The following is a 23,892-nucleotide window of genomic DNA, read 5'->3' on the forward strand; positions in this document are numbered from 1 at the left end:
AACAAATCCTAACAAAATAAAACAAAAAGCAACTTTTTACTTGTAAAAAGCTGCTTTTTTTAGTAAGATTAAGAAAACGCTTACATAAATCAATTGAAAATATCACTTTGTGAAGAAAAAAATTTTTTAATTATTTTTTCACAATTTTGCTAGATGATTACTTTCACAGCAATAGGATTGATAAAATTTTCACAAACTTCAAAAAAATCTTTGTGAAAGTTGCTTGGAAGTGTTTACAAAAATCTCAAAATAGAGTACAATTATATTGTGAAATAATTAACAAATCGAAATTTCTTACACTATTCTTGAAAGTTTCTGAAAACAAGAAAAAGTTCCGGAAAAGGATAAGGGTTTCAAACATTGGAGGAAAGCATCAAATGGCTGATAAAAAAACTCTCTCACCTGAAGAAAAGAAACTCGCTGCTGAAAAACACGTAGACGAGTTGGTGCAAAAAGCGCTCGTAGCGCTTGAAGAAATGCGCAAATTGGATCAGGAGCAAGTAGATTACATTGTTGCAAAAGCATCTGTAGCGGCTCTTGACGCACACGGTGAGCTTGCTCTTCATGCCTATGAAGAAACTGGTCGTGGAGTCTTTGAAGACAAGGCGACTAAAAACTTGTTCGCTTGTGAGCACGTTGTAAACAACATGCGTCACACCAAGACAGTTGGTGTCATTTCAGAAGATGACGTCACTGGTTTGACTCTTATTGCTGAGCCAGTCGGAGTTGTCTGCGGGATCACTCCTACAACAAACCCAACTTCAACAGCAATCTTTAAAGCCTTGATTTCATTGAAGACACGGAACCCTATCGTCTTTGCCTTCCACCCATCTGCTCAAGAATCATCTGCTCATGCAGCACAAATCGTACGCGATGCAGCAATTGCAGCTGGAGCACCTGAGAACTGTGTGCAATGGATTACCCAACCTTCTATGGAAGCAACGAGTGCCCTGATGAACCACGAGGGAGTTGCTACGATCCTCGCGACCGGTGGGAACGCCATGGTGAAAGCCGCTTATTCTTGTGGAAAACCAGCTCTTGGGGTTGGTGCCGGAAACGTACCTGCTTACGTTGAAAAATCAGCCAACATCCGCCAAGCAGCCCACGATATCGTCATGTCTAAGTCATTTGACAACGGTATGGTCTGTGCGTCTGAACAAGCGGTTATCATCGATAAAGAAATCTACGATGAGTTTGTTGAAGAATTCAAATCTTACCATACTTACTTTGTCAACAAAAAAGAAAAAGCCCTTCTTGAAGAGTTCTGCTTCGGTGTGAAAGCTAACAGCAAAAACTGTGCGGGTGCGAAGTTGAATGCGGACATCGTTGGGAAACCAGCAGCATGGATCGCTGAACAAGCTGGCTTCTCAGTCCCAGAAGGAACCAATATCCTTGCTGCAGAATGTAAAGAAGTTGGTGAAAAAGAACCGTTGACTCGTGAAAAATTGTCACCAGTCATCGCTGTCTTGAAATCTGAAAGCCGTGAAGACGGAATTAACAAAGCACGCCAAATGGTTGAATTCAACGGTCTTGGACACTCAGCTGCGATCCATACAGCAGACGAAGAATTGACAAAAGAATTTGGTAAAGCAGTTAAAGCTATTCGTGTTATCTGCAACTCTCCTTCGACTTTCGGTGGTATCGGGGATGTTTACAATGCCTTCTTGCCATCACTAACACTTGGATGTGGTTCTTACGGACGCAACTCTGTTGGGGACAATGTTAGTGCCATCAACCTCTTGAATATCAAAAAAGTCGGACGCCGGAGAAATAACATGCAATGGATGAAACTACCTTCAAAAACATACTTTGAACGTGATTCAATTGAATACCTACAAAAATGTCGTGACGTTGAACGTGTCATGATCGTTACAGACCACGCTATGGTAGAGCTTGGTTTCCTTGATCGCATCATCGAACAGCTTGACCTTCGTCGCAACAAGGTGGTTTACCAAATCTTTGCAGACGTAGAACCAGATCCAGATATCACAACTGTTGAACGTGGTACAGAGATCATGCGTGCCTTCAAACCAGATACGATCATTGCTCTTGGTGGTGGATCACCAATGGATGCGGCCAAAGTTATGTGGCTCTTCTACGAACAACCAGAAGTGGACTTCCGTGACTTGGTTCAAAAATTCATGGATATCCGTAAACGTGCCTTCAAGTTCCCATTGCTTGGTAAGAAGACGAAATTCATCGCCATCCCAACAACATCTGGTACAGGATCTGAAGTAACTCCATTTGCCGTTATCTCTGATAAAGCAAACAACCGTAAATACCCAATCGCAGACTACTCATTGACTCCAACAGTAGCCATCGTAGACCCTGCCTTGGTATTGACAGTTCCTGGATCTGTTGCAGCAGACACTGGTATGGACGTCTTGACGCACGCGACAGAAGCTTACGTATCACAAATGGCTAGCGACTTCACAGATGGTCTTGCACTTCAAGCTATTAAACTTGTCTTTGAAAACTTGGAAAGCTCAGTGAAGAATGCGGACTTCCATTCACGCGAAAAGATGCACAATGCGTCAACTATCGCAGGTATGGCCTTCGCCAATGCCTTCCTCGGTATTTCTCACTCAATGGCCCACAAGATCGGTGCACAGTTCCATACCATCCACGGACGGACCAATGCGATCTTGCTTCCGTACGTTATCCGCTACAACGGTACACGCCCAGCCAAGACAGCTACATGGCCTAAGTACAACTACTACCGTGCAGATGAAAAATACCAAGATATCGCTCGTATGCTAGGACTTCCATGCTCTACACCAGAAGAAGCCGTTGAAGCTTACGCAAAAGCTGTGTACGAACTTGGTGAACGCTGTGGTATCGAAATGAACTTCAAAGCACAAGGCATCGATGAAAAAGAATGGAAGAAACATTCTCGTGAATTGGCCTTCCTTGCTTACGAAGATCAATGTTCACCAGCTAACCCACGTCTTCCAATGGTAGACCATATGCAAGAAATCATCGAAGATGCTTACTATGGTTACAAGGAACGCCCAGGACGTCGTAAATAAGACGCCAAGGAACAACTGATGTTTATCAGCTATCCCTCGCTCAAAAGAGCGGGGGATTTTTGATGGCCTTTTCAGGTTTCAATCGAAAAAAGGGAGCTGAGGAATTGCCTGTCTTTTTTTGCTTTTCAGACCTCCGAACCATTTTTTCATAAAAATTAGACTTTTTTTCAGAAATTGTGTTATTTTTATAGCATTCCGGGCTAATTTATGTTACCCTATAGTGTGTGAATCTGCCTGTAGCTGAAGGGCTAGGATAGTTTTTCAGTTATAGGAAACGAAAAAACAAATCCAAGAAAGGAGGCCATCTCAAATGGAGTTAGAAGGTGAAGTGCAAGATCAGGCGCAGAAAATTATTGAAATGCCCCAACGAGATCGGGCAACGTCCGCTTCAGAAAATCAGCCATCATCTGCCTCGGTGGTCTCCATGTATGGACAGGAAAGGCCAAGTATTCCGAGCCTCCATCAGCAATTGGCAGGGGCATCTGGTACCCAGACCATTCAATTACGAGAGGAATTGGTACTGGCAGTAGCACAAAATGCTTCAGCGCAAGCGACGGTTTTTGAGGCCGAGCTCAAAGATCAGCTAGAAGTGGCCAAGGAGACGGTTTCCCATAAGGTTGCGGAGGTGTCACAAATGGCCCACAGCATGGCTCAGTTTTTAACAGATGCAGAAGTGGAGCAACTATTAGGAGAGTTCTCCATGGATACTTGCTGGGACCAAGCGGTCGAGGCGGAAAACCTGGCTCAAGCAAAGGCCTACTCGACACGTCTGTCAGATTTGGCAGGGCAACTGGAGGCTGCATCAGCCCAATTGGTGGACTTGGACAAGGGACAAGCAGTGGCCTTTGATTTTCATAAGTAGGAGAAAAAGATGTTAGAGATCCTGGGAGAGGATAGAGAACGCATTGAGGAGCTCCATCGAGAGATTAAAAAGGAGCAAGAGCGGATTGCAATTCGGAGTTTGATTGCAACGCAAAAAGCCTTGATGATGTTGGAAGGGATGAGTTTGCAGGTGACTTTGAGCGGTCAATCCGAAAAAATGCGCTCTTTTGCCACAACGACCTTAGTTAGTGATTTGAAAGACGGATTTACAGGAGGAGCAGCGGACGCGGTAGAAACAGCACTGAAATCAGTGAAGAAGCCGATTTTATTGAGTCCGATTAAAGGAGGTATGTGATGTACCATTCAGGAAATAGTGAATTAGAACAACTAGAAGATCGACATTACCGCTTCAATCAAAAGCTTAGCGAGTTGGAGTGGGATTATGCGGATATGCGTATGGATGTCCGTCAACATACAGAAAATTTAGTGGACTGGCTGAGTGCCCTTCATTTTCAAGCGCCAAGTGCGGAGGCCCAAAGTGGCTTGGAGCGTTTATTTGCCTTGCAAGAAGAGTTTGAGGCAGAACTCAAGCGCTATGAAGAGCGTTTAGAAGAAGAGCGCGAGCGCGAGCAGCAAGAGTACTATAAGCAGCGTCAACAATTAGAACAAGGTGATTGAAACATTCCTCTGGTAGAGATAAGAGGAATGTTTTTGTTTGCTCAAAAAACTTTTAAAAATGTGCTCATAAATTCTTGCAAGCGCTTACTTAGTATGTTATAATATTCACAAAGAAACGAAAATAAAATGGTTTTATCAAACCAACAAAAGAGGAGTCGCTTATGAAAGCTGCAACTTATGTATCTGCAGGCAATCTGCAACTGCTGGATCAACCAAAGCCAGTGATCAAAAATCCAACGGATGCCATTGTGCGAGTCTTGAAGACAACCATCTGTGGGACAGACCTTCACATCCTAGGAGGAGATGTGCCAGCTTGTAAGGAAGGCACAATTTTAGGCCACGAAGGAATCGGGATCGTAGAAGAAGTCGGCGATGCAGTGAATAACTTCAAGGTGGGCGACAAGGTTATCATCTCTTGTGTCACAGCTTGTAATACCTGCTACTACTGTAAACGTAGTTTGCCTTCTCACTGTGAAGATGGTGGTTGGATTTTAGGTCACTTGATCAACGGAACCCAAGCAGAGTATGTCCACATTCCACATGCGGATGGAAGTCTTTATCATGCGCCTGAAACTGTGGATGACGAAGCCTTGGTCATGCTCTCAGATATTCTCCCAACCTCTTATGAAATTGGGGTCCTCCCATCTCATGTAAAACCAGGTGATAATGTCTGTATCGTTGGAGCTGGTCCGATCGGTCTTGCAGCACTTTTGACCGTTCAATTCTTCTCACCAGCTACGATTATCATGGTGGACTTGTCTGAATCTCGTCTTGAAGCAACTAAGAAATTTGGGGCAACTCACACCATCTGCTCCAGCGATATCGCTGAAATCAAGGCCTTTATCAATGAAGTGACCGAAGGTCGTGGTGTCGATATCTCCATGGAATGTGTGGGCTATCCTGCTACCTTTGATGTCTGCCAAAACGTCATCTCTGTCGGTGGACACATCGCTAATGTCGGTGTCCACGGAAAACCGGTTAGCTTCAATTTGGATGATTTGTGGATCAAGAACATTACCCTCAACACCGGTCTTGTCAATGCCAATACTACTGAAATGTTACTCAATGTCTTGAAATCAGGCAAGATCGATGCGACTAAGCTCATCACCCACCACTTCAAACTCTCAGAAGTTGAAAAAGCCTATGATGTCTTTAAACATGCGGGTGAAAACCATGCTCTCAAGGTGATTATCGAAAATGATATCAGTGAATGAAGTGGCAACTAATATTTGTTCATAGTTTTTTTAGACGGACCAGAGATATTCTGGTCCTATTTTCAACCCCCAAAAGCCAATGATTCCTTGCAAAATAAATTTGTTGTCTTATAATAGAAGTACAGAAAACGATTACATAAAGAGAAAGGTGTGATCTTATGAAACGGTTTTGTTATCATCGTGAATTCTGGATGGACTTCCATTTCTGGATCTTGGTCTTGCTTTTAGCGGCTGTGGCGTTGACGATGCGGGCTCCGCTTTCGGTAGTTAGCCTAGCTTATCTTGCTTTTGTTGGGATTTTGATCTTGCTGCAGGTCTTTCAACCGCCTGTATCGACGCGTCAGTATCCAGAAGGTAGCTACCATTTCAATTGGACCTTTTATCGGGATACCCGACTGTATATCGATCTCTTTTTATTAGCAGGTCTCTTGGCAGGCCCAATGGCTTCATCGGATATGGTCTATTGGATCTTGCTTGGAGCCGTTGTCGGCTCTATCGGATTTGTATTTGTCGTAAAGGAAAAAGCGACTCAAAAGATGGCCTAAGGAATCACCATGTCCTAGATCTCTGAAACTAGTTTCAGAGATCTTTTTATTTTCCCCTAAAATGTGAAACTATAATCCAATTGCACGATTAATATTGTAAGCGCTTTAAAAATAGATTATAATCAATTTACAAGTACTCGAGTTGCCTTATTATCAAAGGAGAAGGAGTTATGTCAAAGATTACAAAAGATGAACTGATTGAACAAATCAAAGACGGCATCATTGTTTCTTGTCAAGCCCTCCCTCATGAACCGCTCTATACAGAAGCAGGAGGAGTCATTCCTCTCTTGGTCAAAGCGGCTGAGCAGGGTGGAGCTGTCGGGATCCGAGCCAATAGTGTCCGGGATATCAAGGAAATAAAGGAAGTGACCAAGTTACCGATCATTGGGATTATCAAACGCGATTACCCACCTGAAGAACCCTTTATCACGGCTACCATGAAAGAAGTCGATGAGTTGGCAGCTTTGGATATCGCGGTCATTGCGCTTGATTGTACCAAACGTCCGCGTCATGATGGGCTTTCGATGAGTGACTTTATCCATCAAGTCAAAGAGAAATATCCAGACCAACTCTTGATGGCTGATATTTCGACTCTGGAAGAAGGATTGACAGCTGTCGAAGCGGGAGTGGACTTTGTCGGAACAACCCTTTCGGGCTATACAGACTACAGTCCAAAGGTTGATGGTCCAGATTTTGAACTGATCCATAGTCTCTGCCAAGCAGGAGTAGATGTCATCGCAGAAGGCAAGATCCACTATCCGGATCAGGCCAAGAAAATCCATGATCTCGGGGTTCGCGGTATCGTTGTAGGTGGTGCCATTACCCGACCAAAAGAGATTACAGAGCGCTTCGTCGCAGCCTTAAAATGAGAAAACAAAACAGTAGATTGAAGGAGGAGGAGACCGAATAGAGAGTAGTCGAATTCATTTAATGAGAATGTTTCAGTGAAGGATAACGATGAAGATTTCAAGAAGGAAGTCATATTTGCTTAACTTTCTGCAACATAAATCTAGTGTAAAAGGAGAAATAGATGATATTTGATGATTTAATAAACATAAAATTGTACAAAGGGATTCATCCTAATCTGGATCAAGCGATTGATTTTCTCTATGAACACCGGAAAGATTCTTTTGAGCTAGGGAGATATGATATCGACGGTGACAAGGTCTTTCTCGTTGTCCAAGAAAACACCCTTAACAAAGATGAAAATGATCGCTTTGAACATCATCGCCGTTATGCCGACCTTCATTTATTAGTTGAAGGACATGAATTTTCTAGCTACGGTTCCCGTATCCTAGATGAAGCTATTCCATTTGATGAAGCAAGTGATATTGGCTTTGTTCATTGTGAGAAATTCTATCCACTTCATTTGGGCTATCATAATTTTGCAGTCTTCTTCCCTGGTGAACCTCACCAACCAAATGGCTATTCAGGTCAGGAAGAAATAGTCAGAAAGTATCTATTCAAAATTGCGATTGATTAGATATGTCAAATAGAAAATGGAGGAGATAAGCGATATAGTTAGTTTTTTCGGAGAAGTTAAGGCTTCAAAGCACTGATTACATATTTTGTATTAAAAATAGAAAGAGGAAAACAATGAAAAATAGTAAGAAAATTCTTTTCGCTTTGGTTCTCGCGTTATTCGCATTGTTTGTCACTGCATGTTCATCTTCAAAAAATGATGCAGAAGGAAGTAATAAATCTGGAGAATTATCTGGTGAAATTGTAATGTGGCACTCATTTACTCAGGGACCTCGGTTAGAAAGTATTCAAAAATCAGCTGATGAGTTCATGAAGAAGCATCCAAAAGTTAAAATTAAAATTGAAACCTTCTCGTGGAATGACTTTTATACAAAATGGACAACAGGTTTAGCGAATGGCAATGTTCCAGATATTAGTACAGCATTACCAAACCAAGTTATGGAAATGGTCAATTCAGATGCTTTAGTTCCATTGAATGATTCTGTTAAGAAAATCGGAGAAGATAAATTTAATAAAACAGCATTAGATGAAGCGAAGGTTGATGGCAATTTTTATTCCGTTCCTTTGTATTCACATGCTCAGGTCATGTGGGTTCGCACTGATTTATTGAAACAATATAATATTGAAGTTCCAAAAACATGGGACCAGTTGTATGAAGCTTCTAAAAAATTAAAAGAAAATGGAGTTTATGGATTGTCTGTTCCTTTTGGGACAAATGATTTGATGGGGACACGCTTCTTGAATTTCTACGTACGAAGCGGTGGTGGAAGTCTGTTGACAAAAGATTTGAAAGCTAACTTGACAAGCAAATTGGCTCAAGATGGAATTAAATATTGGGTGAAAATGTACAAGGAATTTTCTCCTAAAGATTCATTGAACTTTAATGTCTTGCAACAAGCTACTTTGTTCTATCAAGGAAAGACAGCCTTTGACTTTAACTCAGGATTCCATATTGGTGGTATCCAAGCAAATAGTCCTCAACTAATTGATGCGATTGATGCTTATCCGATTCCAAAAGTAAAAGAATCAGATAAAGATTATGGTATTGAAACTTCTAATATTCCATTGGTAGTTTGGAAGAATTCAAAACATCCAGAAGTAGCGAAGGCATTCTTAGAATCTTTGTATGAAAAGAAAGACTACATTCGTTTCTTGGATTCAACTCCTGTTGGAATGTTGCCTGCCATCAAAGGAATTAGCGATGATCCAGCCTATAAAGATAATGACATCCGTAAGAAATTCCAACATGCAGAAGAAGTTATTACAAAAGCAGCAGAAAAAGGTACAGCTATTGGATATGAAAATGGTCCAAGTGTTCAAGCTGGAATGTTAACAAACCAACATATCATTGAACAAATGTTCCAAGATATTATTACAAATGGTAAAGATCCAATGGAGGCTGCTAAGGATGCAGAAAAACAATTGAATGATTTATTTGAAACTGTAGCAGTTGATGTTAAATAATGATAGCAGAGGCTACAATTATGTGGCCTCTGTTTTTAGAGAGGAATAAGCATATGGTCAAAAATAGAAATTTGACTCGATGGGTGTTTGTATTACCTGCTATTATCATTGTTGGACTATTATTTGTTTATCCATTTTTCTCCAGCATCTATTTTAGCTTTACAAACAAACATTTGATCATGCCAAGGTATAAATTTGTAGGATTGGCAAACTATAAAGCAGTTTTATCGGACCCTAATTTCTACAATGCCTTCTTTAATTCCCTTAAGTGGACAGTCTTTTCTCTTTTGGGACAAGTGCTTGTTGGTTTTGTGTTAGCACTGGCCTTGCATAGAGTAAGACGCTTTAAGAAGTTATATAGAACATTGTTGATTGTTCCTTGGGCATTTCCAACTATTGTCATCGCCTTTTCTTGGCAATGGATCTTAAATGGAGTATATGGTTATCTACCTAACTTGATTGTGAAATTAGGACTGATGAATCACGTCCCTGGATTTTTGACAGAAAGTACGTGGGCTTTCATCTGTTTAGTGTTTATTAATATTTGGTTTGGTGCCCCTATGATCATGGTCAATGTTCTATCTGCCTTACAAACGGTTCCGGAGGAACAGTTTGAAGCTGCTAGGATTGATGGAGCTTCCAGTTGGCAAGTTTTTAGATTTGTAATTTTACCTCATATTAAAGTGGTAGTAGGATTACTTGTTGTACTTAGAACAGTATGGATTTTTAATAACTTTGATATTATTTATCTTATTACAGGTGGTGGCCCTTCAAACGCGACAACAACATTGCCAATATTTGCATATAATCTCGGTTGGGGAACAAAACTCCTTGGGCGTGCCTCAGCAGTAACAGTTTTGTTATTTATTTTCTTATTGGCAATATGTTTCATTTACTTTGGAGTAATTAGTAAATGGGAGAAGGAGGGTAGAAAATGATGAAGAGAAGAACAAATGTACTCCTTGATATTGGATCCCATGTTGTTTTAGTTATTTCGACTATTATTGCAATTTTTCCTTTAGTTTGGATTCTTCTTTCTTCTGTAAAAGGAAAAGGTGAATTAACCCAATTTCCAACAAGATTTTGGCCCAAACAGTTTACTCTAGATTATTTTACGCATGTTATTAATGATCTACATTTTATAAATAATATAAAAAATAGCCTGTTAATCGCATTAACGACAACTGTCATCGCTATTATCATTTCTGCAATGGCTGCTTATGGTATCGTTCGATTCTTTCCAAAATTAGGGGCTATCATGTCCCGGTTGCTTGTGATTACCTATATCTTCCCTCCGATTTTATTGGCAATTCCTTATTCAATTGCAATTGCAAAAGTTGGATTGACCAATAGTTTAATTGGTTTAATGATTGTTTATCTTTCATTTAGTGTTCCTTATGCGGTGTGGTTATTAGTAGGGTTCTTCCAAACAGTTCCAATTGGAATTGAGGAAGCAGCAAAAATAGATGGTGCGAATAAATTTGTTACCTTCTATAAAGTGGTATTACCAATTGTAGCGCCAGGGATTGTTGCTACAGCGATCTATACCTTTATCAATGCCTGGAATGAATTTCTTTATGCATTGATTTTGATCAACGATACAAGTAAGATGACTGTTGCGGTGGCTTTGCGTTCATTAAATGGCTCGGAAATACTGGATTGGGGAGATATGATGGCGGCATCCGTAATTGTGGTATTGCCTTCAATTATCTTCTTCTCAATTATCCAAAATAAAATCGCAAGTGGTCTTTCTGAAGGATCCGTAAAATAGTAAAAATAGAAATAGGAGAAAAACAATGGTTGTAAATTATGGTGTTGTCGGCACAGGATACTTTGGTGCTGAATTAGCAAGATATATGAAAAAAAATGATGGTGCAGTAATTACAGTGGTGTATGATCCGGAAAATGCAGAAGCTGTAGCAGAAGAATTAGGAGCAAGAGTGGCTTCGTCACTAGATGAATTGGTTCAAAGTGATGATGTAGACTGTGTGATCGTTGCCTCTCCTAATAATCTGCATAAAGAACCTGTTATTAAAGCTGCTCAGAATGGAAAAAATGTATTCTGTGAAAAACCGATTGCTTTATCATACGAAGATTGTAAAGAGATGGTAGAAACATGTAAAGAAAATGGTGTGATTTTCATGGCTGGTCATATTATGAATTTCTTTAATGGTGTCCATCATGCTAAAGAATTGATCAATCAAGGGGTTATTGGGGACGTTTTATACTGTCATACAGCTAGAAATGGCTGGGAAGAACAACAACCATCAATTTCATGGAAAAAAATTCGTGAAAAATCAGGAGGCCATCTTTACCACCATATCCATGAGTTGGATTGTGTTCAATTTTTAATGGGAGGTATTCCTGAAACAGTTACGATGACAGGTGGAAATGTAGCTCACCAAGGAGAAAACTTTGGTGATGAAGATGACATGATTTTTGTCAATATGGAATTCCCTGGTAAGCGATTTGCCTTGCTTGAATGGGGCTCAGCCTATCGTTGGGGAGAACACTATGTCTTGATCCAGGGAACAAAGGGTGCTATAAAATTAGACCTATTTAATTGTAAAGGTACTCTCAAAGTAGACGGAAAAGAAACTTATTTCTTAATTCATGAATCTCAGGAAGAGGATGATGACCGTACAAGAATTTATCATAGCACTGAGATGGATGGTGCCATTGCTTATGGTAAACCAGGGAAACGAACTCCATTGTGGCTTTCATCTGTGATAGATAAAGAAATGAAATATCTTCATGACATAATGAATGGTGCTCCTGTATCAAAAGAATTTGAAAAACTATTAACCGGAGAAGCGGCGTTAGAAGCAATTGCATCTGCTGATGCTTGTACTCGTTCCATTAATGATGACCGAAAAGTTAAATTATCAGAGATCATGGGTTAATAACATTACTGATACGACAAAAGGAGAAAAAATGTCAGATTTAAAAAAATATGAAGGAGTCATCCCCGCTTTTTACGCCTGCTATGATGACCAAGGAGAAATTAGCCCGGAGCGGGTACGTGCGCTGGTAGAATATTTTATCGCGAAAGGTGTGCAGGGCTTGTATGTCAACGGATCCTCTGGCGAATGCATTTACCAGAGCGTGGCCGATCGCAAGCTGATCTTGGAAGAAGTGATGGCAGTGGCTAAAGGGAAATTGACCATCATTGCTCACGTAGCCTGCAACAACACCAAGGATAGCGTGGAATTGGCACGACATGCGGAAGAACTAGGAGTGGATGCCATTGCGGCCATTCCACCGATCTATTTCCGCTTGCCAGAATACAGTGTGGCCCACTACTGGAATGAAATCAGTGCAGCCGCACCCAATACAGACTTTGTCATCTACAATATCCCGCAATTGGCAGGGGTCGCTTTGACACCGAGCCTTTACAAGGAAATGTTGAAAAACCCACGGGTGATTGGGGTCAAGAATTCTTCGATGCCTGTTCAGGACATTCAAACCTTTGCTTCTTTAGGAGGCGACGACCACATCGTCTTTAATGGTCCGGATGAACAATTCTTAGGTGGCCGTCTCATGGGAGCGCATGCTGGGATCGGTGGCACCTATGGTGCGATGCCAGAACTTTTCTTGAAGCTCAATCAGCTGATTGCTGAGAAAGACTTGGAGACTGCGCGTGCCTTGCAGTTTGCCATCAATGATATTATTGGAGTCTTGACATCTGCTCATGGTAATATGTATGCGGTCATCAAAGCGGTTTTGCGCATTAATGAAGGTTTGGACTTGGGATCTGTTCGCTCCCCTTTGACGCCAGTAGTAGAAGCGGATCAAGAAGTGATTCAACGTGCTGCTCAACTCATTCAGGACATAAAAGCCAGATTCCTTTAATCAAAGGAGGTCTAGATGAATCCATATGTTGTAATTGATATCGGAGGGACCAGTATCAAGTATGGTCTAGCCGATGCAAACGGGCAACTCTTAGAGACCCATGAAATGCCAACAGAGGCCCAAAAAGGAGGACCTCATATACTTAAAACAACAAAGGAAATAGTAGCCCGTTATTTGAAGAAGCATACCTTAGCAGGGGTCGCGATTTCCTCAGCAGGGATGGTCGATCCGGATAAGGGAGAAATCTTTTATGCCGGACCACAAATTCCTAATTATGCTGGAACTCAGTTCAAAAAGGAAATTGAGGAGGCCTTTCAGATCCCTTGCGAGATTGAAAATGATGTTAACTGTGCTGGTCTTGCAGAAGTTACAACAGGTCATGCAAAAGGCTCGAACAATGCTGTTTGCTTGACGATTGGAACAGGGATCGGTGGTTGTCTCTTGCTGGATGGTCAGGTTTTTCATGGCTTTAGCAATTCAGCCTGTGAGGTTGGCTATCTTCATTTGCCAGACGGTGCCTTTCAGGACCTGGCTTCAACGACAGCTTTAGTCGAGTATGTGGCAGAACATCATGGTGACCCTGCGGAACAGTGGAATGGTCGCCGGATCTTCAAGCAGGCAACTGAAGGAGATAAAATCTGTATGGCTGGAATTGATCGGATGGTGACCTATCTTGGAAAAGGATTGGCTAATATCGTTTATGTGGTCAATCCGGAAGTCATCGTTCTTGGAGGGGGAATTATGGCTCAGGAAGCGATCCTGAAACCTAAAATCTATCAAGCTCTGTGTGCGGAACTGGTTCCTAGCCTAGCAGATAAGATCCGTTTAGAATTTGCTCACCATCAAAATGCCGCGGGTATGTTGGGGGCCTACTACCACTTTAGACAAAAACATGGAACATAAAACAAGTCGCACTGACGACTTGTTTTTGCTTCATCACAAAAAGCATGAAAGACGAAGAAAACCTTATCTTTCATGCTTTTTAAATAGGGAGACTATATTATGATTTTCTAGAACGTTGACTAGAAAGCTTTTTGTTTTCCCAGTAGCTATTAAAGACAATTTCCTTTTGTTCTCGGCTTTTATTAAGGAAATGGGCATAGATTAAATCGACCACGATGAGGAGTGGTAAAATCGCAGAGATACGATCAATATAGGTACTACTAGGAAGGGGTGCGGCTGGTAACACTTCTGTGAATCCTTGATGGATGGCAGCGGGGTTAGCGGTCACAAGAACCGTTTTAGCCCCTTTTTCTTTCGCATTCAGAAGACTGTCTGTAATGGAGTTTGTGCCTCCTGACAATGAGAAGCCGATGACTAAACAAGAGGAATCGAGAATACTGGTCGTCCAAGCAAAGCCGTCTTGATCAGTCAGAGCTTCACAAACAACGCCTAGTCGCATAAAGCGCAATTTCATTTCTCGAGCGACTAAACCAGAACTACCAATCCCGAAGAAATAGACTCGGTCCGCTTGATTGATCAGCTCAGCTACTCGATCCAATTGGGAATCTTTTACCAGACTTTCAGTGACGTTGCTGATATGGTGGTAGCGTTGCAAGACGCTGAGAGTGAGTTCGTCATGTTCTTGCACTTGTTTTTGATTCTTTGTTTCCTCATTAAAGTGATAGACAAACTCCCGATAGCCGGAAAAGCCACATTTTTGAGAGAAACGTGTTAAAGCTGCCTTTGAGACGTGGAGTAACTCCGTTACACGAGAAGAGGACAGGGAGTGCTGTCGTGCTTCTGACGATAAAAAATATTGGGCAATGTCGCGTTCCATATCCGTTAACTCAGCTTCATGGCTGGCGATAATAGCGCGTAAATCTTGATCTTGTTTCACAGCAATCCTCCTTTCTCACGAGATGAAATAACAGGATACTCCTATAATATATTACACATTATAACATGGGTAACCGCTTTATTCAAGTAAAAGAAATCAAGAAATACTGAAACTAGGAACAGGATATGAGAAAAAAGAGAACGCTACCAAACTTGAAACTAAGGTCTTATTGGTTGTCCACAATTTTCTGAAAATTCCCGGTTGGGCCTGAACAAACGATATGAATTGTGGTATAATTTAAGATAATTGTACTGTTGTTCGAAGAATAATGGTTGAATAAGGAGGTGTGACGATGTCGAATGCAACACTCGAGATGATGCAAGAGATCGAGCAAGCTGCTCAAGGCGTGATCGTAGGCTATGAAGCTCAAGTCGAACAAATCCGAACGGATTCACGCGATCGCCTTGCAACAGTGGCACAGCATTACGATGAGGAAACCAAGCAATTGGTCACAGAGGCAGAAAAAAACGCCCAGGAAAAACTCGTCCGTTTAACGAAAGATCTGGAAGAAACGGTTGCGCGCAATGATGCCAAAGTACAGCAAGCGATGACCGATAAGCGAGCTGGGTTAGTTGAAGCCATTGTAGAAAAGGTGGTAGCAAGCTATGGCCGTTAGTCAGATGCAAAAACTGTCTCTCATCTTGCCCAAAGATGACTTGGACAGTCTCCTACTAGCGCTGCAGTCTGAGGCGAAAATCCAGATTTATGACCTCAGTGAACAGGAAGAGTGGCAGGCTGCTTTTGAGGCAAATACCTTGTCTCAACCCTTGACAGAGGACAATCGTCAAGTCTTGGTAGAGCTACAAAAACGTCAAGAACAAGTTGAAAAAATGATTCAGACTCTAGAGCCCTACATGCCTGAGAAAAAGGCCCTGCAAGCTCTGAAGGAAGAACCCTTAAGCTTGTCTTTTGATGACTTGCAGGCTCACGGGATGATTCGAGACGAGGAACTTCTATTGACCAAGTTGAAACGCCAATTGCGCGTGTTAGACAAGGCTCGTCAGAAGATTGCGGATGCAAAGGGAGAGATCGAACGCTTAGAAAAATGGCGCCCGTTAGAGGTGACACCAGCTGCTCTTGCTACCTTTCATTATGTGCATGGTTTGATTGGGACAATCCCGAATAGTGATACAGACGCTGTTCGTTCTTCCTTAAAAGCTCATCCTGAGCTTGAGTTGGAAGAAGTCTTTACGTCTGAGACTGAACACGGCTATGTCATCTTGTATCGTTCGGGAGACCGTGTAGCTGTTCAGGAGCTTCTGGAAGAACATGGGTTCAAAGAATTGGACTATGAAGAAGAGCAAGTCCCAGCCGTTTACTTGGATCGCCTAGAAAGGGAAATCAAAGAGCAGGAAGCTGTCGTTGCAGCAACCCTAGCAGAGTTACAAGACTCCCAGAAGGAGTTGGACCAACTCAAGTACCAGATGGATTACTTGTTGAGCTTGGGAGCTCGTGAGGAGGCCAAATCGCTTCTTGCCAGTACGCAAAGCTTGGTAGCCTTAGAGGGTTGGATTGAAACATCGCAAGTGGCCTCGTTACGAGACTTCTTGCAACAAGGCTTTGGTTCTCGGGTCTTACTTGAGACGCGCGATGTAACGGAAAAAGATTGGGATGACGTGCCGATCCAGTTGCGAAATAGCGCCTTGGTAGAGCCTTTTGAATTAGTCACAGAGATGTATGCCTTGCCTAAGTATTACGAGAAAGATCCAACTCCGATCGTTTCTCTCTTCTACTTTGTTTTCTTTGGCATGATGGTCGCAGATATTGGTTATGGCCTCTTGCTAACGGTAGCGACAGGGTTTGCCCTTAAAGCCTTTAAGCTCAAGCCTGGGACAGCGAAAAACCTTCGTTTCTTCAGTCTCCTCGGAATTTCAGTGGCCCTCTGGGGTGTGGTCTATGGCTCTTTCTTTGGATTTGAGATGCCTTTTGCCCTGATCAGTACGACCAGCAACGCTATGACCATCCTGATCCTCTCAGTGGTCTTTGGTTTTGTCACTGTCTTAGTGGGACTGTTCCTAGGGGGGATGAAAAATGTCCGCCTCAAAGACTACACGGAAGCCTATAATGCGGGCTTTGCTTGGGTTTTGATCCTACTTGGCTTAATGCTTCTAGCAGTAGGCAATATCTTACCAGGGATGAGCGTCCTAGTTCCGATTGGTAAGTGGCTAGCTATTTTGAATGCCATTGGGATCTTGATTGTTTCCATTGTCAGTGCCAAGAAGCTGTCCGGTTTAGCGTCTGGTCTCTTTAACCTCTACAATGTCAGTGGCTATGTCGGAGACTTGGTCAGCTTCACCCGTTTGATGGCTTTGGGATTGTCTGGAGCGAGTATCGGTTCAGCCTTTAACCTGATTGTCAATCTCTTCCCACCGCTTGGACGGTTTACGGTAGGGCTTGTGCTCTTTATCGTCCTACATGCCATTAACATGTTCCTGTCCTTCTTGTCAGGATATGTGCATGGAGCCCGTTTAATCTTTGTGGAGTTCTTCGGTAAGTTCTACGAAGGAGGAGGCAAGCCATTTCGTCCTCTTAAACCTTCTGAACGCTATATTAAAACAAAAAAATAAGTATTATCTTAAAAAAATAGGAGTATATTCATGGAATCTTTAGCATCATATTTTTCAGCCCATGGGGGCGCCTTCTTTGCAGCATTTGGTGTGGCGATCGCAGTCGCACTTAGTGGGATGGGATCTGCCCTTGGGGTTGGTAAAACGGGTCAAGCAGCAGCAGCCCTCTTGAAAGAACAACCCGAAAAATTTGCCCAAGCCCTGATTTTACAATTGTTGCCAGGTACACAAGGTTTGTACGGTTTCGTTATCGGGATCTTGATCTGGTTGCAAATTAAGCCAGATATGCCACTTGAAACAGGGGTTGCTTACTTCTTTACAGCTCTTCCAGTTGCGATCGTTGGTTATTTCTCAGCAAAACACCAAGGAAATGTTGCGACAGCAGGGATGCAAATCTTGGCAAAACGTCCTGAGGACATGATGAAAGGGGTTATCCTTGCGGCCATGGTTGAAACCTATGCCATCTTGGCCTTCGTTGTGTCCTTCCTATTGACCCTACGCGTCGGCTAAGAGCTAGCTTTGATGGATTCGCCTTACGAGGCGAAAAACACAAGACGCATGCAATAGGAGAAAAAACGATATGGATGAACAAACCCAATTAAAGGATTCGATCTTGGCCCAAGCCCATGAAAAAGGGCGTAAACTCTTAGAAGAGGCCAAGGAAACCATCCTAAAAGAAGAGACTGCACAAGAAGAGCGTTTGATTCAAGACAAACTCAATCAACGCTCCGAGCAGCTCAAGCGGATTCAACGTCAATTGCAACGTGAAACCCAACAAATCGAAAATAAAAAACGCCAATCAACCCTTGTCACCAAGCAACGAGTCTTAAAGGATCTCTTTGCGGATGCTTATGAAGCAATGGCGGCTTGGCCCCTTGAAAAGGAAATGCAGTTTGTAGATGCGATTTTAGACCGCTATCAAGGGCAAGTTGTGACTCTGACCTTTGGGGTGGTGAGTGCTAGCAAATTTGATCCAGCAGCTCTCGATAGATTGAAGCAGACTCATCAGAATGTGACAGTTGCGGATGCGACAATCCCAGCTCAGGCAGGCTTTGTCTTGTCGGTTGGGAAGATTGATGACAACTATCTCTACCGTGATTTGGTGGATTCTATTTGGGAGCAAGAAAGCTACCAGATGGCAGCCAGCATTTTCACCGACGAAGAGAACTAGGAGGTTGCAATGAGCGAACGGACCTATTCTCAAGTTAATACAGGAATCAGCGTACGTGAGGCTAGTTTTGTCAGTCCCAGTCAGTTCGAGCAGTTGCTTGCAAGTCCCTCCAGTGAGAGCCGAGAAGGCTTGCTACAAGGGACACCTTATGCTTTAGACAGCCACGAGATCAAGGATTTAGCAGCCCTTGAAGAGCGTCTGATGACAGCCTTGTTGGCGGAATACCAATGGGCTTTTGAGGTAACCCCTCAGTCGGATTTAGTTAGCCTGTTTACCTTGAAATACACTTATCACAATCTCAAGGTATATCTGAAAAACAAGGCGACAGAGCGCAAGTTGGGACATTTATTGATCCCTATCGGACCTTATTCTCTTGATGTGCTCGAACATTTGGTGGCGACCTTTTCTGCGGAGCATTGCCCAGCCTTTATGGCGGAAGAAGTGGCTGCAACCTGGCAAGAATTCCAAGACTATCAGGACTTGCGGGTCCTCGAAATCGGGATGGACTTAGCTTATTTTAAACACCTAAGATACTTAGGGGACAGTCTAGATCATCCGATTCTGAAGCAGTTGGTGGACGTGACCATTGACTTTTACAATGCGATTACAGTTAAGCGGGCCATGGATCAGCAAAAACCGCATAGCTTTATGCACCAATTACTTTCAGATGAAGGGAGCCTCGGTGCCCATCAGGTGATCGACCTGCTAGAATCCGGTCAGTGGTTGACCTGGTTTTATCAAGTCAATCCGCTAGAGTACGATCTCGCTTTAGACACTTATGAAGAAAAAATGCGCACCGGTCAACTAAAGACCGTAGAGTTGGAGTATTTAGAGAGTTTGGTGAAATTCAGTCTTCTAGACGCTGGCCGTTTTGAAGTCGATGGACCACTCCCTCTTGTTCGTTATCTTTACGGAAAAGAGTTAGAGGTGACCAACCTTCGTTTGGTCCTCTCTGGTTTAGACAATGGTTTTCCGCTAGCAGACATCAAAGAAAGGATGAGACCGATTTATGGACAAACAGACCTATAAGATCGCCGTTGTGGGCAATCGGGACGCCATCCTTCCTTTTCGCCTGATTGGCTTTCAAACCTATCCGGTCACAGAGCCACAAGAAGCGATCAATACCCTGCGAAAACTCAGTCGGGAAAACTTCGGGATTATCTACCTGACAGAGGATATTGCTCAGGCTATTCCAGATACAGTGGCTTTTTACGACCAGCAGCTGACTCCGGCTCTGATCCTTATCCCGACCCATAGAGGAACTACGGGACTGGGCCAACAGCGGATTCGTGATAATGTCGAAAAAGCAGTAGGACAGGATATTTTATGAGAACAAATGAATTTGGCCAAGCGATTGGCGATGCACTGCCGGATTTTACACCGGGGCGTCTGCCAGCTATTGAGCGGATCGAAGGTCGCTATACTGTGATCGAGCGCCTCTCAAAAGAAAAACATGGAGCAGATCTTTATCAGGTCTACGGGCCGGACTCTCCAGCAGCTATGTGGACCTTTCTGTTCAAAGGCCCTGCCCGCAATGAGGAGGAGTGGGACCACTTATTAGATGATCTCATGACAGCCCAAGGTCGCTTTTACTATGCGATTGTAGACAAAGATTCAGGCAAGGCTTTGGGGACTTTCTCTCTTATGCGGATCGATCAAGCCAACCGGGTGATCGAAGTTGGAGCAGTGACCTATTCACCAGCGCTCCAAAAGACACGCATGGCTACGGAAGCTCAGTATCTGTTAGCGCGCTACGTGTTTGAAGATTTAGGCTACCGCCGCTATGAGTGGAAATGTGATGCCTTAAACCAAGCATCTCGCAAAGCAGCTGAGCGCTTAGGGTTCACCTATGAAGGCTGTTTCCGTCAGGCTGTTGTTTATAAAGGTCGGACCCGTGATACAGACTGGTTGTCCATCATTGATCAAGAATGGCCAGCTATCAAACAGCGCTTCGAAGCCTGGTTGGATCCAAGCAATTTCGATGCCAATGGCCAACAAAAGCAAGCTCTAAGAGAGATAGCGCAAAAGTAAAACAAAGAAACAAAGGATTCCCAGGAGGAATACATGACTCAAGGAAAAATTATTAAAGTTTCCGGTCCCTTGGTGGTTGCATCAGGGATGCAGGAGGCTAATATCCAAGACATTTGCCGGGTCGGCGATCTTGGTTTGATTGGTGAAATTATTGAGATGCGGCGGGACGAAGCCTCTATCCAAGTATATGAAGAAACGTCTGGAGTCGGTCCAGGAGAACCAGTGGTAACAACTGGAGCCCCCCTTTCTGTTGAATTGGGACCAGGCTTGATCTCTCAGATGTTTGACGGGATCCAACGCCCCTTGGAACGCTTCCAAGAAGTGACTGCCAGTGACTTTTTGGTTCGTGGGGTGCAAGTTCCAAATCTAGATCGGGACACCAAATGGGCCTTCGAACCAAGCGTGACTGAAGGGACAGAGGTGGTTGCAGGAGACATCGTCGGTACCGTTCAAGAGACCAATATGGTGGAACACCGCATCATGGTACCCTTTGGTGTCAGTGGACGTGTGACCAAGATCGCAGCAGGTTCTTACACAGTGGAAGAGCCGGTCTATGAGATTGAGCAGGCAGATGGTAGCCTCTTTACTGGAACCCTGATGCAAAAATGGCCGGTTCGTCGAGGCCGTCCCTTTGCACAAAAACTGATTCCAGTAGAGCCTTTGGTCACCGGTCAACGGGTCATCGATACCTTCTTCCCTGTGACTAAGGGTGGAGCTGCAGCTGTTCCTGGTCCTTTCGGAGCTGGAAAGACAGTTGTGCAACACCAGGTGGCTAAGTTTGCCAATGTAGACATCGTAATTTACGTTGGTTGTGGGGAACGCGGAAATGAAATGACGGACGTTCTGAATGAATTTCCAGAATTGATCGATCCAACGACTGGTCAATCCATTATGCAACGGACCGTTCTGATCGCCAACACTTCGAACATGCCAGTGGCTGCGCGGGAAGCTTCCATCTACACAGGGATTACTATTGCCGAATACTTCCGTGATATGGGCTATTCCGTTGCCATCATGGCGGACTCTACTTCTCGTTGGGCAGAAGCTCTCCGTGAAATGTCTGGTCGTCTAGAAGAAATGCCAGGGGATGAAGGTTACCCAGCCTATCTTGGTAGCCGGATTGCCGAATACTACGAGCGTGCAGGTCGGGTCAAGACACTCGGAACCACTGCGCGTGAAGGCTCGATTACCGCCATCGGTGCCGTTTCCCCTCCGGGTGGAGACATTTCAGAGCCGGTAACGCAAAATACCTTGCGAATTGTTAAGGTCTTCTGGGGTTTAGATGCTCAATTGGCCCAACGTCGTCACTTCCCGGCCATCAACTGGTTGAGTTCTTATTCACTTTACCAAGATGAAGTCGGTCGCTATATCGATTTACATGAACAAATCAGCTGGTCTGAAAAAGTGACCCGCGCTATGAACTTGCTTCAAAAGGAAAGTGAATTGCAAGAAATCGTCCGCTTGGTTGGTCTAGATTCCTTGTCTGAAAAAGACCGCTTGACCATGAATGCGGCCAAGATGATCCGCGAAGACTACCTGCAACAAAATGCCTTTGATGAGGTCGATACCTATACCTCTTTCAGCAAGCAGGTGGCCTTGTTGACAAACATTTTAACCTTTGACCAAGAAAGTCAAAAAGCACTGGAATTAGGGGCTTACTTCACAGAAATCATGGAAGGAACTGTAACTCTTCGGGACCGTATTGCCCGTAGCAAGTTCATCCATGAGGATCAGTTGGCAACCATTCAAGACCTGAAAGAAGAAATTGTAGAAACCCTACACCAAATCGTCGCAAAAGGAGGAGTAGACAATGAGCGTGATTAAAGAATACCGTACTGTCAGCGAAGTTGTTGGCCCCTTGATGATTGTCGATCAGGTCGAAGGGGTTCACTACAATGAACTCGTAGAAATCAAGCTCCATGACGGAACAACCCGTCAGGGACAAGTTCTCGAAGTCCAAGAAGACAAGGCCATGGTCCAGCTCTTTGAAGGGTCTAGCGGGATCAACTTGGAAAAAGCCAAGGTTCGCTTTACCGGACGTCCCCTAGAACTCCCTGTGTCTGAAGACATGGTGGGCCGCATCTTTAACGGGATGGGCAAACCCATCGACGGTGGTCCAGAGATTATCCCAGAGAAGTACTTGGACATTGATGGACAAGCCATCAATCCTGTTTCGCGGGACTATCCGGATGAATTTATCCAAACAGGGATCTCAGCCATTGACCATTTGAATACCTTGGTTCGGGGTCAAAAACTCCCAGTCTTCTCAGGTTCTGGTCTTCCTCACAAGGAGTTGGCGGCTCAGATTGCCCGTCAAGCGACGGTTCTTAATTCTGAAGAGAACTTCGCCGTGGTCTTTGCAGCTATGGGGATTACCTTTGAAGAAGCCGAGTTCTTTATGAACGACCTTCGGGAAACAGGGGCCATTGACCGCTCTGTTCTCTTTATCAACCTAGCCAATGACCCAGCTATTGAGCGGATTGCGACTCCTCGGATCGCCTTGACAGCTGCCGAATATTTGGCCTATGAAAAAGATATGCACGTCTTGGTTATCATGACGGATATGACCAACTACTGTGAAGCCCTTCGGGAAGTATCTGCTGCCCGCCGGGAAGTTCCAGGTCGTCGGGGCTATCCAGGTTACCTTTATACTAACCTCTCAACCCTCTACGAACGTGCAGGACGCTTGGTTGGAAAGAAAGGATCTGTGACCCAAATTCCGATCCTCTCCATGCCAGAAGATGACATCACCCACCCCATCCCTGACTTGACAGGCTACATCACCGAAGGTCAGATTATTCTGTCCCGCGATCTCTATAATAGTGGTTACCGCCCACCGATCAATGTTCTTCCATCCCTTTCTCGTTTGAAGGACAAGGGTTCTGGTGAAGGCAAGACTCGGGAAGACCATGCGGCGACCATGAACCAGCTCTTTGCGGCTTACGCCCAAGGAAAACAAGCCAAAGAACTGGCTGTAGTGCTTGGGGAATCTGCCTTGTCAGATACCGACAAGCTTTATGTTAAATTTACGGACCGCTTTGAGCAGGAATACATCAACCAAGGTTTCACTACCAATCGGACGATTGAGGAAAGTTTGGATCTCGGTTGGGAACTCTTATCCATCCTTCCAAGAACAGAGCTTAAACGGATCAAGGATGAGATGATTGACAAGTATCTGCCAAACAAAGAGGATTAGC

Annotated in this window: 24 protein-coding genes; 23 read left to right on the forward strand and 1 reads right to left on the reverse strand. The window is 43.7% G+C overall.

The features are described from left to right. Positions 1 to 377: 377 nt before the first annotated feature. From adhE to O3626_RS04995, 14 genes are all read left to right on the forward strand, one after another. Entirely contained in the window at positions 378 to 3,029 is a 2,652-nt protein-coding gene (gene adhE, locus O3626_RS04930) for a bifunctional acetaldehyde-CoA/alcohol dehydrogenase (protein WP_070845585.1), read from the forward strand. Between the two features lie 310 nt (positions 3,030 to 3,339). Further along, the gene (locus O3626_RS04935; RefSeq protein WP_049475235.1) at positions 3,340 to 3,891 is read left to right on the forward strand and encodes a hypothetical protein; all 552 of its coding nucleotides are present in this window, start codon (positions 3,340 to 3,342) and stop codon (positions 3,889 to 3,891) included. Positions 3,892 to 3,900: 9 nt separating this feature from the next. After that, the gene (locus tag O3626_RS04940) at positions 3,901 to 4,206 is read left to right on the forward strand and encodes a hypothetical protein (protein WP_195529474.1); all 306 of its coding nucleotides are present in this window, start codon (positions 3,901 to 3,903) and stop codon (positions 4,204 to 4,206) included. After that, complete coding sequence (locus O3626_RS04945) at positions 4,206 to 4,529, forward strand: hypothetical protein (protein ID WP_003009394.1); 324 nt, start codon at positions 4,206 to 4,208, stop codon at positions 4,527 to 4,529. The genes O3626_RS04940 and O3626_RS04945 overlap by 1 nt, the downstream gene beginning before the upstream one ends. Positions 4,530 to 4,690: 161 nt before the next feature. After that, the gene (locus O3626_RS04950) at positions 4,691 to 5,743 is read left to right on the forward strand and encodes a zinc-dependent alcohol dehydrogenase family protein (protein ID WP_371495631.1); all 1,053 of its coding nucleotides are present in this window, start codon (positions 4,691 to 4,693) and stop codon (positions 5,741 to 5,743) included. A 158-nt stretch (positions 5,744 to 5,901) separates the two neighbouring features. Beyond that, the gene (locus O3626_RS04955) at positions 5,902 to 6,288 is read left to right on the forward strand and encodes a hypothetical protein (protein WP_031572794.1); all 387 of its coding nucleotides are present in this window, start codon (positions 5,902 to 5,904) and stop codon (positions 6,286 to 6,288) included. A 170-nt stretch (positions 6,289 to 6,458) separates the two neighbouring features. Next, positions 6,459 to 7,157, forward strand: a complete 699-nt coding sequence (locus O3626_RS04960; RefSeq protein ID WP_195529475.1) for an N-acetylmannosamine-6-phosphate 2-epimerase — start codon at positions 6,459 to 6,461, stop codon at positions 7,155 to 7,157. A 161-nt stretch (positions 7,158 to 7,318) separates the two neighbouring features. Beyond that, positions 7,319 to 7,771, forward strand: a complete 453-nt coding sequence (locus tag O3626_RS04965; RefSeq protein WP_045760113.1) for a YhcH/YjgK/YiaL family protein — start codon at positions 7,319 to 7,321, stop codon at positions 7,769 to 7,771. 113 nt (positions 7,772 to 7,884) lie between these two features. Beyond that, positions 7,885 to 9,234, forward strand: a complete 1,350-nt coding sequence (locus tag O3626_RS04970; protein ID WP_045760114.1) for an ABC transporter substrate-binding protein — start codon at positions 7,885 to 7,887, stop codon at positions 9,232 to 9,234. Positions 9,235 to 9,287: 53 nt separating this feature from the next. Next, on the forward strand, positions 9,288 to 10,172 hold the full coding sequence (locus O3626_RS04975) for a carbohydrate ABC transporter permease (protein WP_049507276.1): 885 nt from the start codon (positions 9,288 to 9,290) through the stop codon (positions 10,170 to 10,172). Further along, on the forward strand, positions 10,172 to 11,005 hold the full coding sequence (locus tag O3626_RS04980; protein ID WP_045760232.1) for a carbohydrate ABC transporter permease: 834 nt from the start codon (positions 10,172 to 10,174) through the stop codon (positions 11,003 to 11,005). The genes O3626_RS04975 and O3626_RS04980 overlap by 1 nt, the downstream gene beginning before the upstream one ends. 25 nt (positions 11,006 to 11,030) lie before the next feature. Beyond that, positions 11,031 to 12,137, forward strand: a complete 1,107-nt coding sequence (locus O3626_RS04985) for a Gfo/Idh/MocA family protein (RefSeq protein ID WP_371495633.1) — start codon at positions 11,031 to 11,033, stop codon at positions 12,135 to 12,137. A 31-nt stretch (positions 12,138 to 12,168) separates the two neighbouring features. Further along, positions 12,169 to 13,086: a dihydrodipicolinate synthase family protein gene (locus O3626_RS04990; RefSeq protein ID WP_024056403.1), complete on the forward strand. Its 918-nt coding sequence runs from the start codon at positions 12,169 to 12,171 to the stop codon at positions 13,084 to 13,086. Between the two features lie 15 nt (positions 13,087 to 13,101). Next, a complete protein-coding gene (locus tag O3626_RS04995; protein ID WP_371495635.1) occupies positions 13,102 to 13,989 on the forward strand; it encodes an ROK family protein in 888 nt (295 codons plus the stop codon). A gap of 97 nt (positions 13,990 to 14,086) precedes the next feature. On the opposite strand, the gene O3626_RS05000 is transcribed toward O3626_RS04995, so the two are convergent. Beyond that, the gene (locus O3626_RS05000) at positions 14,087 to 14,926 is read right to left on the reverse strand and encodes a MurR/RpiR family transcriptional regulator (protein ID WP_201037264.1); all 840 of its coding nucleotides are present in this window, start codon (positions 14,924 to 14,926) and stop codon (positions 14,087 to 14,089) included. 292 nt (positions 14,927 to 15,218) lie between these two features. Between O3626_RS05000 and O3626_RS05005 the strand changes: the two genes are divergently transcribed. From O3626_RS05005 to O3626_RS05045, 9 genes are all read left to right on the forward strand, one after another. Beyond that, complete coding sequence (locus O3626_RS05005) at positions 15,219 to 15,542, forward strand: hypothetical protein (RefSeq protein WP_049507263.1); 324 nt, start codon at positions 15,219 to 15,221, stop codon at positions 15,540 to 15,542. Beyond that, complete coding sequence (locus O3626_RS05010) at positions 15,532 to 17,493, forward strand: V-type ATP synthase subunit I (protein ID WP_371495638.1); 1,962 nt, start codon at positions 15,532 to 15,534, stop codon at positions 17,491 to 17,493. Before O3626_RS05005 ends, O3626_RS05010 begins: the two co-directional genes overlap by 11 nt. A 30-nt stretch (positions 17,494 to 17,523) precedes the next feature. Further along, positions 17,524 to 18,003 (forward strand): V-type ATP synthase subunit K, encoded by a 480-nt coding sequence (locus tag O3626_RS05015; protein WP_003009435.1) that lies wholly within the window; start codon positions 17,524 to 17,526, stop codon positions 18,001 to 18,003. 70 nt (positions 18,004 to 18,073) lie between these two features. Next, positions 18,074 to 18,664 (forward strand): ATP synthase subunit E, encoded by a 591-nt coding sequence (locus O3626_RS05020; RefSeq protein WP_045760119.1) that lies wholly within the window; start codon positions 18,074 to 18,076, stop codon positions 18,662 to 18,664. 9 nt (positions 18,665 to 18,673) lie between these two features. After that, entirely contained in the window at positions 18,674 to 19,693 is a 1,020-nt protein-coding gene (locus tag O3626_RS05025; protein ID WP_371495640.1) for a V-type ATPase subunit, read from the forward strand. Next, positions 19,674 to 19,994, forward strand: a complete 321-nt coding sequence (locus tag O3626_RS05030) for a V-type ATP synthase subunit F (RefSeq protein WP_003009443.1) — start codon at positions 19,674 to 19,676, stop codon at positions 19,992 to 19,994. The genes O3626_RS05025 and O3626_RS05030 overlap by 20 nt, the downstream gene beginning before the upstream one ends. Further along, positions 19,991 to 20,695 carry a GNAT family N-acetyltransferase gene (locus O3626_RS05035; RefSeq protein WP_023920101.1) on the forward strand — a complete coding sequence of 235 codons (705 nt, stop codon included), beginning with the start codon at positions 19,991 to 19,993 and terminating at the stop codon, positions 20,693 to 20,695. Before O3626_RS05030 ends, O3626_RS05035 begins: the two co-directional genes overlap by 4 nt. Before the next feature lie 33 nt (positions 20,696 to 20,728). Then, positions 20,729 to 22,519, forward strand: coding sequence for a V-type ATP synthase subunit A (locus tag O3626_RS05040; protein WP_223141452.1), 1,791 nt, complete (start codon positions 20,729 to 20,731; stop codon positions 22,517 to 22,519). Further along, a complete protein-coding gene (locus O3626_RS05045; protein WP_003002370.1) occupies positions 22,506 to 23,891 on the forward strand; it encodes a V-type ATP synthase subunit B in 1,386 nt (461 codons plus the stop codon). The genes O3626_RS05040 and O3626_RS05045 overlap by 14 nt, the downstream gene beginning before the upstream one ends. Position 23,892 lies beyond the last annotated feature (1 nt).

The organism is Streptococcus sp. 20925_1_77 (assembly GCF_041432125.1).
GTDB lineage: Bacteria > Bacillota > Bacilli > Lactobacillales > Streptococcaceae > Streptococcus.

Coding starts and splice junctions, on each gene's coding strand:
- adhE (WP_070845585.1), top strand. CDS start 378: ATGGCTGATAAAAAAACTCTCTCACCTGAAGAAAAGAAACTCGCTGCT.
- O3626_RS04935 (WP_049475235.1), top strand. CDS start 3,340: ATGGAGTTAGAAGGTGAAGTGCAAGATCAGGCGCAGAAAATTATTGAA.
- O3626_RS04940 (WP_195529474.1), top strand. CDS start 3,901: ATGTTAGAGATCCTGGGAGAGGATAGAGAACGCATTGAGGAGCTCCAT.
- O3626_RS04945 (WP_003009394.1), top strand. CDS start 4,206: ATGTACCATTCAGGAAATAGTGAATTAGAACAACTAGAAGATCGACAT.
- O3626_RS04950 (WP_371495631.1), top strand. CDS start 4,691: ATGAAAGCTGCAACTTATGTATCTGCAGGCAATCTGCAACTGCTGGAT.
- O3626_RS04955 (WP_031572794.1), top strand. CDS start 5,902: ATGAAACGGTTTTGTTATCATCGTGAATTCTGGATGGACTTCCATTTC.
- O3626_RS04960 (WP_195529475.1), top strand. CDS start 6,459: ATGTCAAAGATTACAAAAGATGAACTGATTGAACAAATCAAAGACGGC.
- O3626_RS04965 (WP_045760113.1), top strand. CDS start 7,319: ATGATATTTGATGATTTAATAAACATAAAATTGTACAAAGGGATTCAT.
- O3626_RS04970 (WP_045760114.1), top strand. CDS start 7,885: ATGAAAAATAGTAAGAAAATTCTTTTCGCTTTGGTTCTCGCGTTATTC.
- O3626_RS04975 (WP_049507276.1), top strand. CDS start 9,288: ATGGTCAAAAATAGAAATTTGACTCGATGGGTGTTTGTATTACCTGCT.
- O3626_RS04980 (WP_045760232.1), top strand. CDS start 10,172: ATGAAGAGAAGAACAAATGTACTCCTTGATATTGGATCCCATGTTGTT.
- O3626_RS04985 (WP_371495633.1), top strand. CDS start 11,031: ATGGTTGTAAATTATGGTGTTGTCGGCACAGGATACTTTGGTGCTGAA.
- O3626_RS04990 (WP_024056403.1), top strand. CDS start 12,169: ATGTCAGATTTAAAAAAATATGAAGGAGTCATCCCCGCTTTTTACGCC.
- O3626_RS04995 (WP_371495635.1), top strand. CDS start 13,102: ATGAATCCATATGTTGTAATTGATATCGGAGGGACCAGTATCAAGTAT.
- O3626_RS05005 (WP_049507263.1), top strand. CDS start 15,219: ATGTCGAATGCAACACTCGAGATGATGCAAGAGATCGAGCAAGCTGCT.
- O3626_RS05010 (WP_371495638.1), top strand. CDS start 15,532: ATGGCCGTTAGTCAGATGCAAAAACTGTCTCTCATCTTGCCCAAAGAT.
- O3626_RS05015 (WP_003009435.1), top strand. CDS start 17,524: ATGGAATCTTTAGCATCATATTTTTCAGCCCATGGGGGCGCCTTCTTT.
- O3626_RS05020 (WP_045760119.1), top strand. CDS start 18,074: ATGGATGAACAAACCCAATTAAAGGATTCGATCTTGGCCCAAGCCCAT.
- O3626_RS05025 (WP_371495640.1), top strand. CDS start 18,674: ATGAGCGAACGGACCTATTCTCAAGTTAATACAGGAATCAGCGTACGT.
- O3626_RS05030 (WP_003009443.1), top strand. CDS start 19,674: ATGGACAAACAGACCTATAAGATCGCCGTTGTGGGCAATCGGGACGCC.
- O3626_RS05035 (WP_023920101.1), top strand. CDS start 19,991: ATGAGAACAAATGAATTTGGCCAAGCGATTGGCGATGCACTGCCGGAT.
- O3626_RS05040 (WP_223141452.1), top strand. CDS start 20,729: ATGACTCAAGGAAAAATTATTAAAGTTTCCGGTCCCTTGGTGGTTGCA.
- O3626_RS05045 (WP_003002370.1), top strand. CDS start 22,506: ATGAGCGTGATTAAAGAATACCGTACTGTCAGCGAAGTTGTTGGCCCC.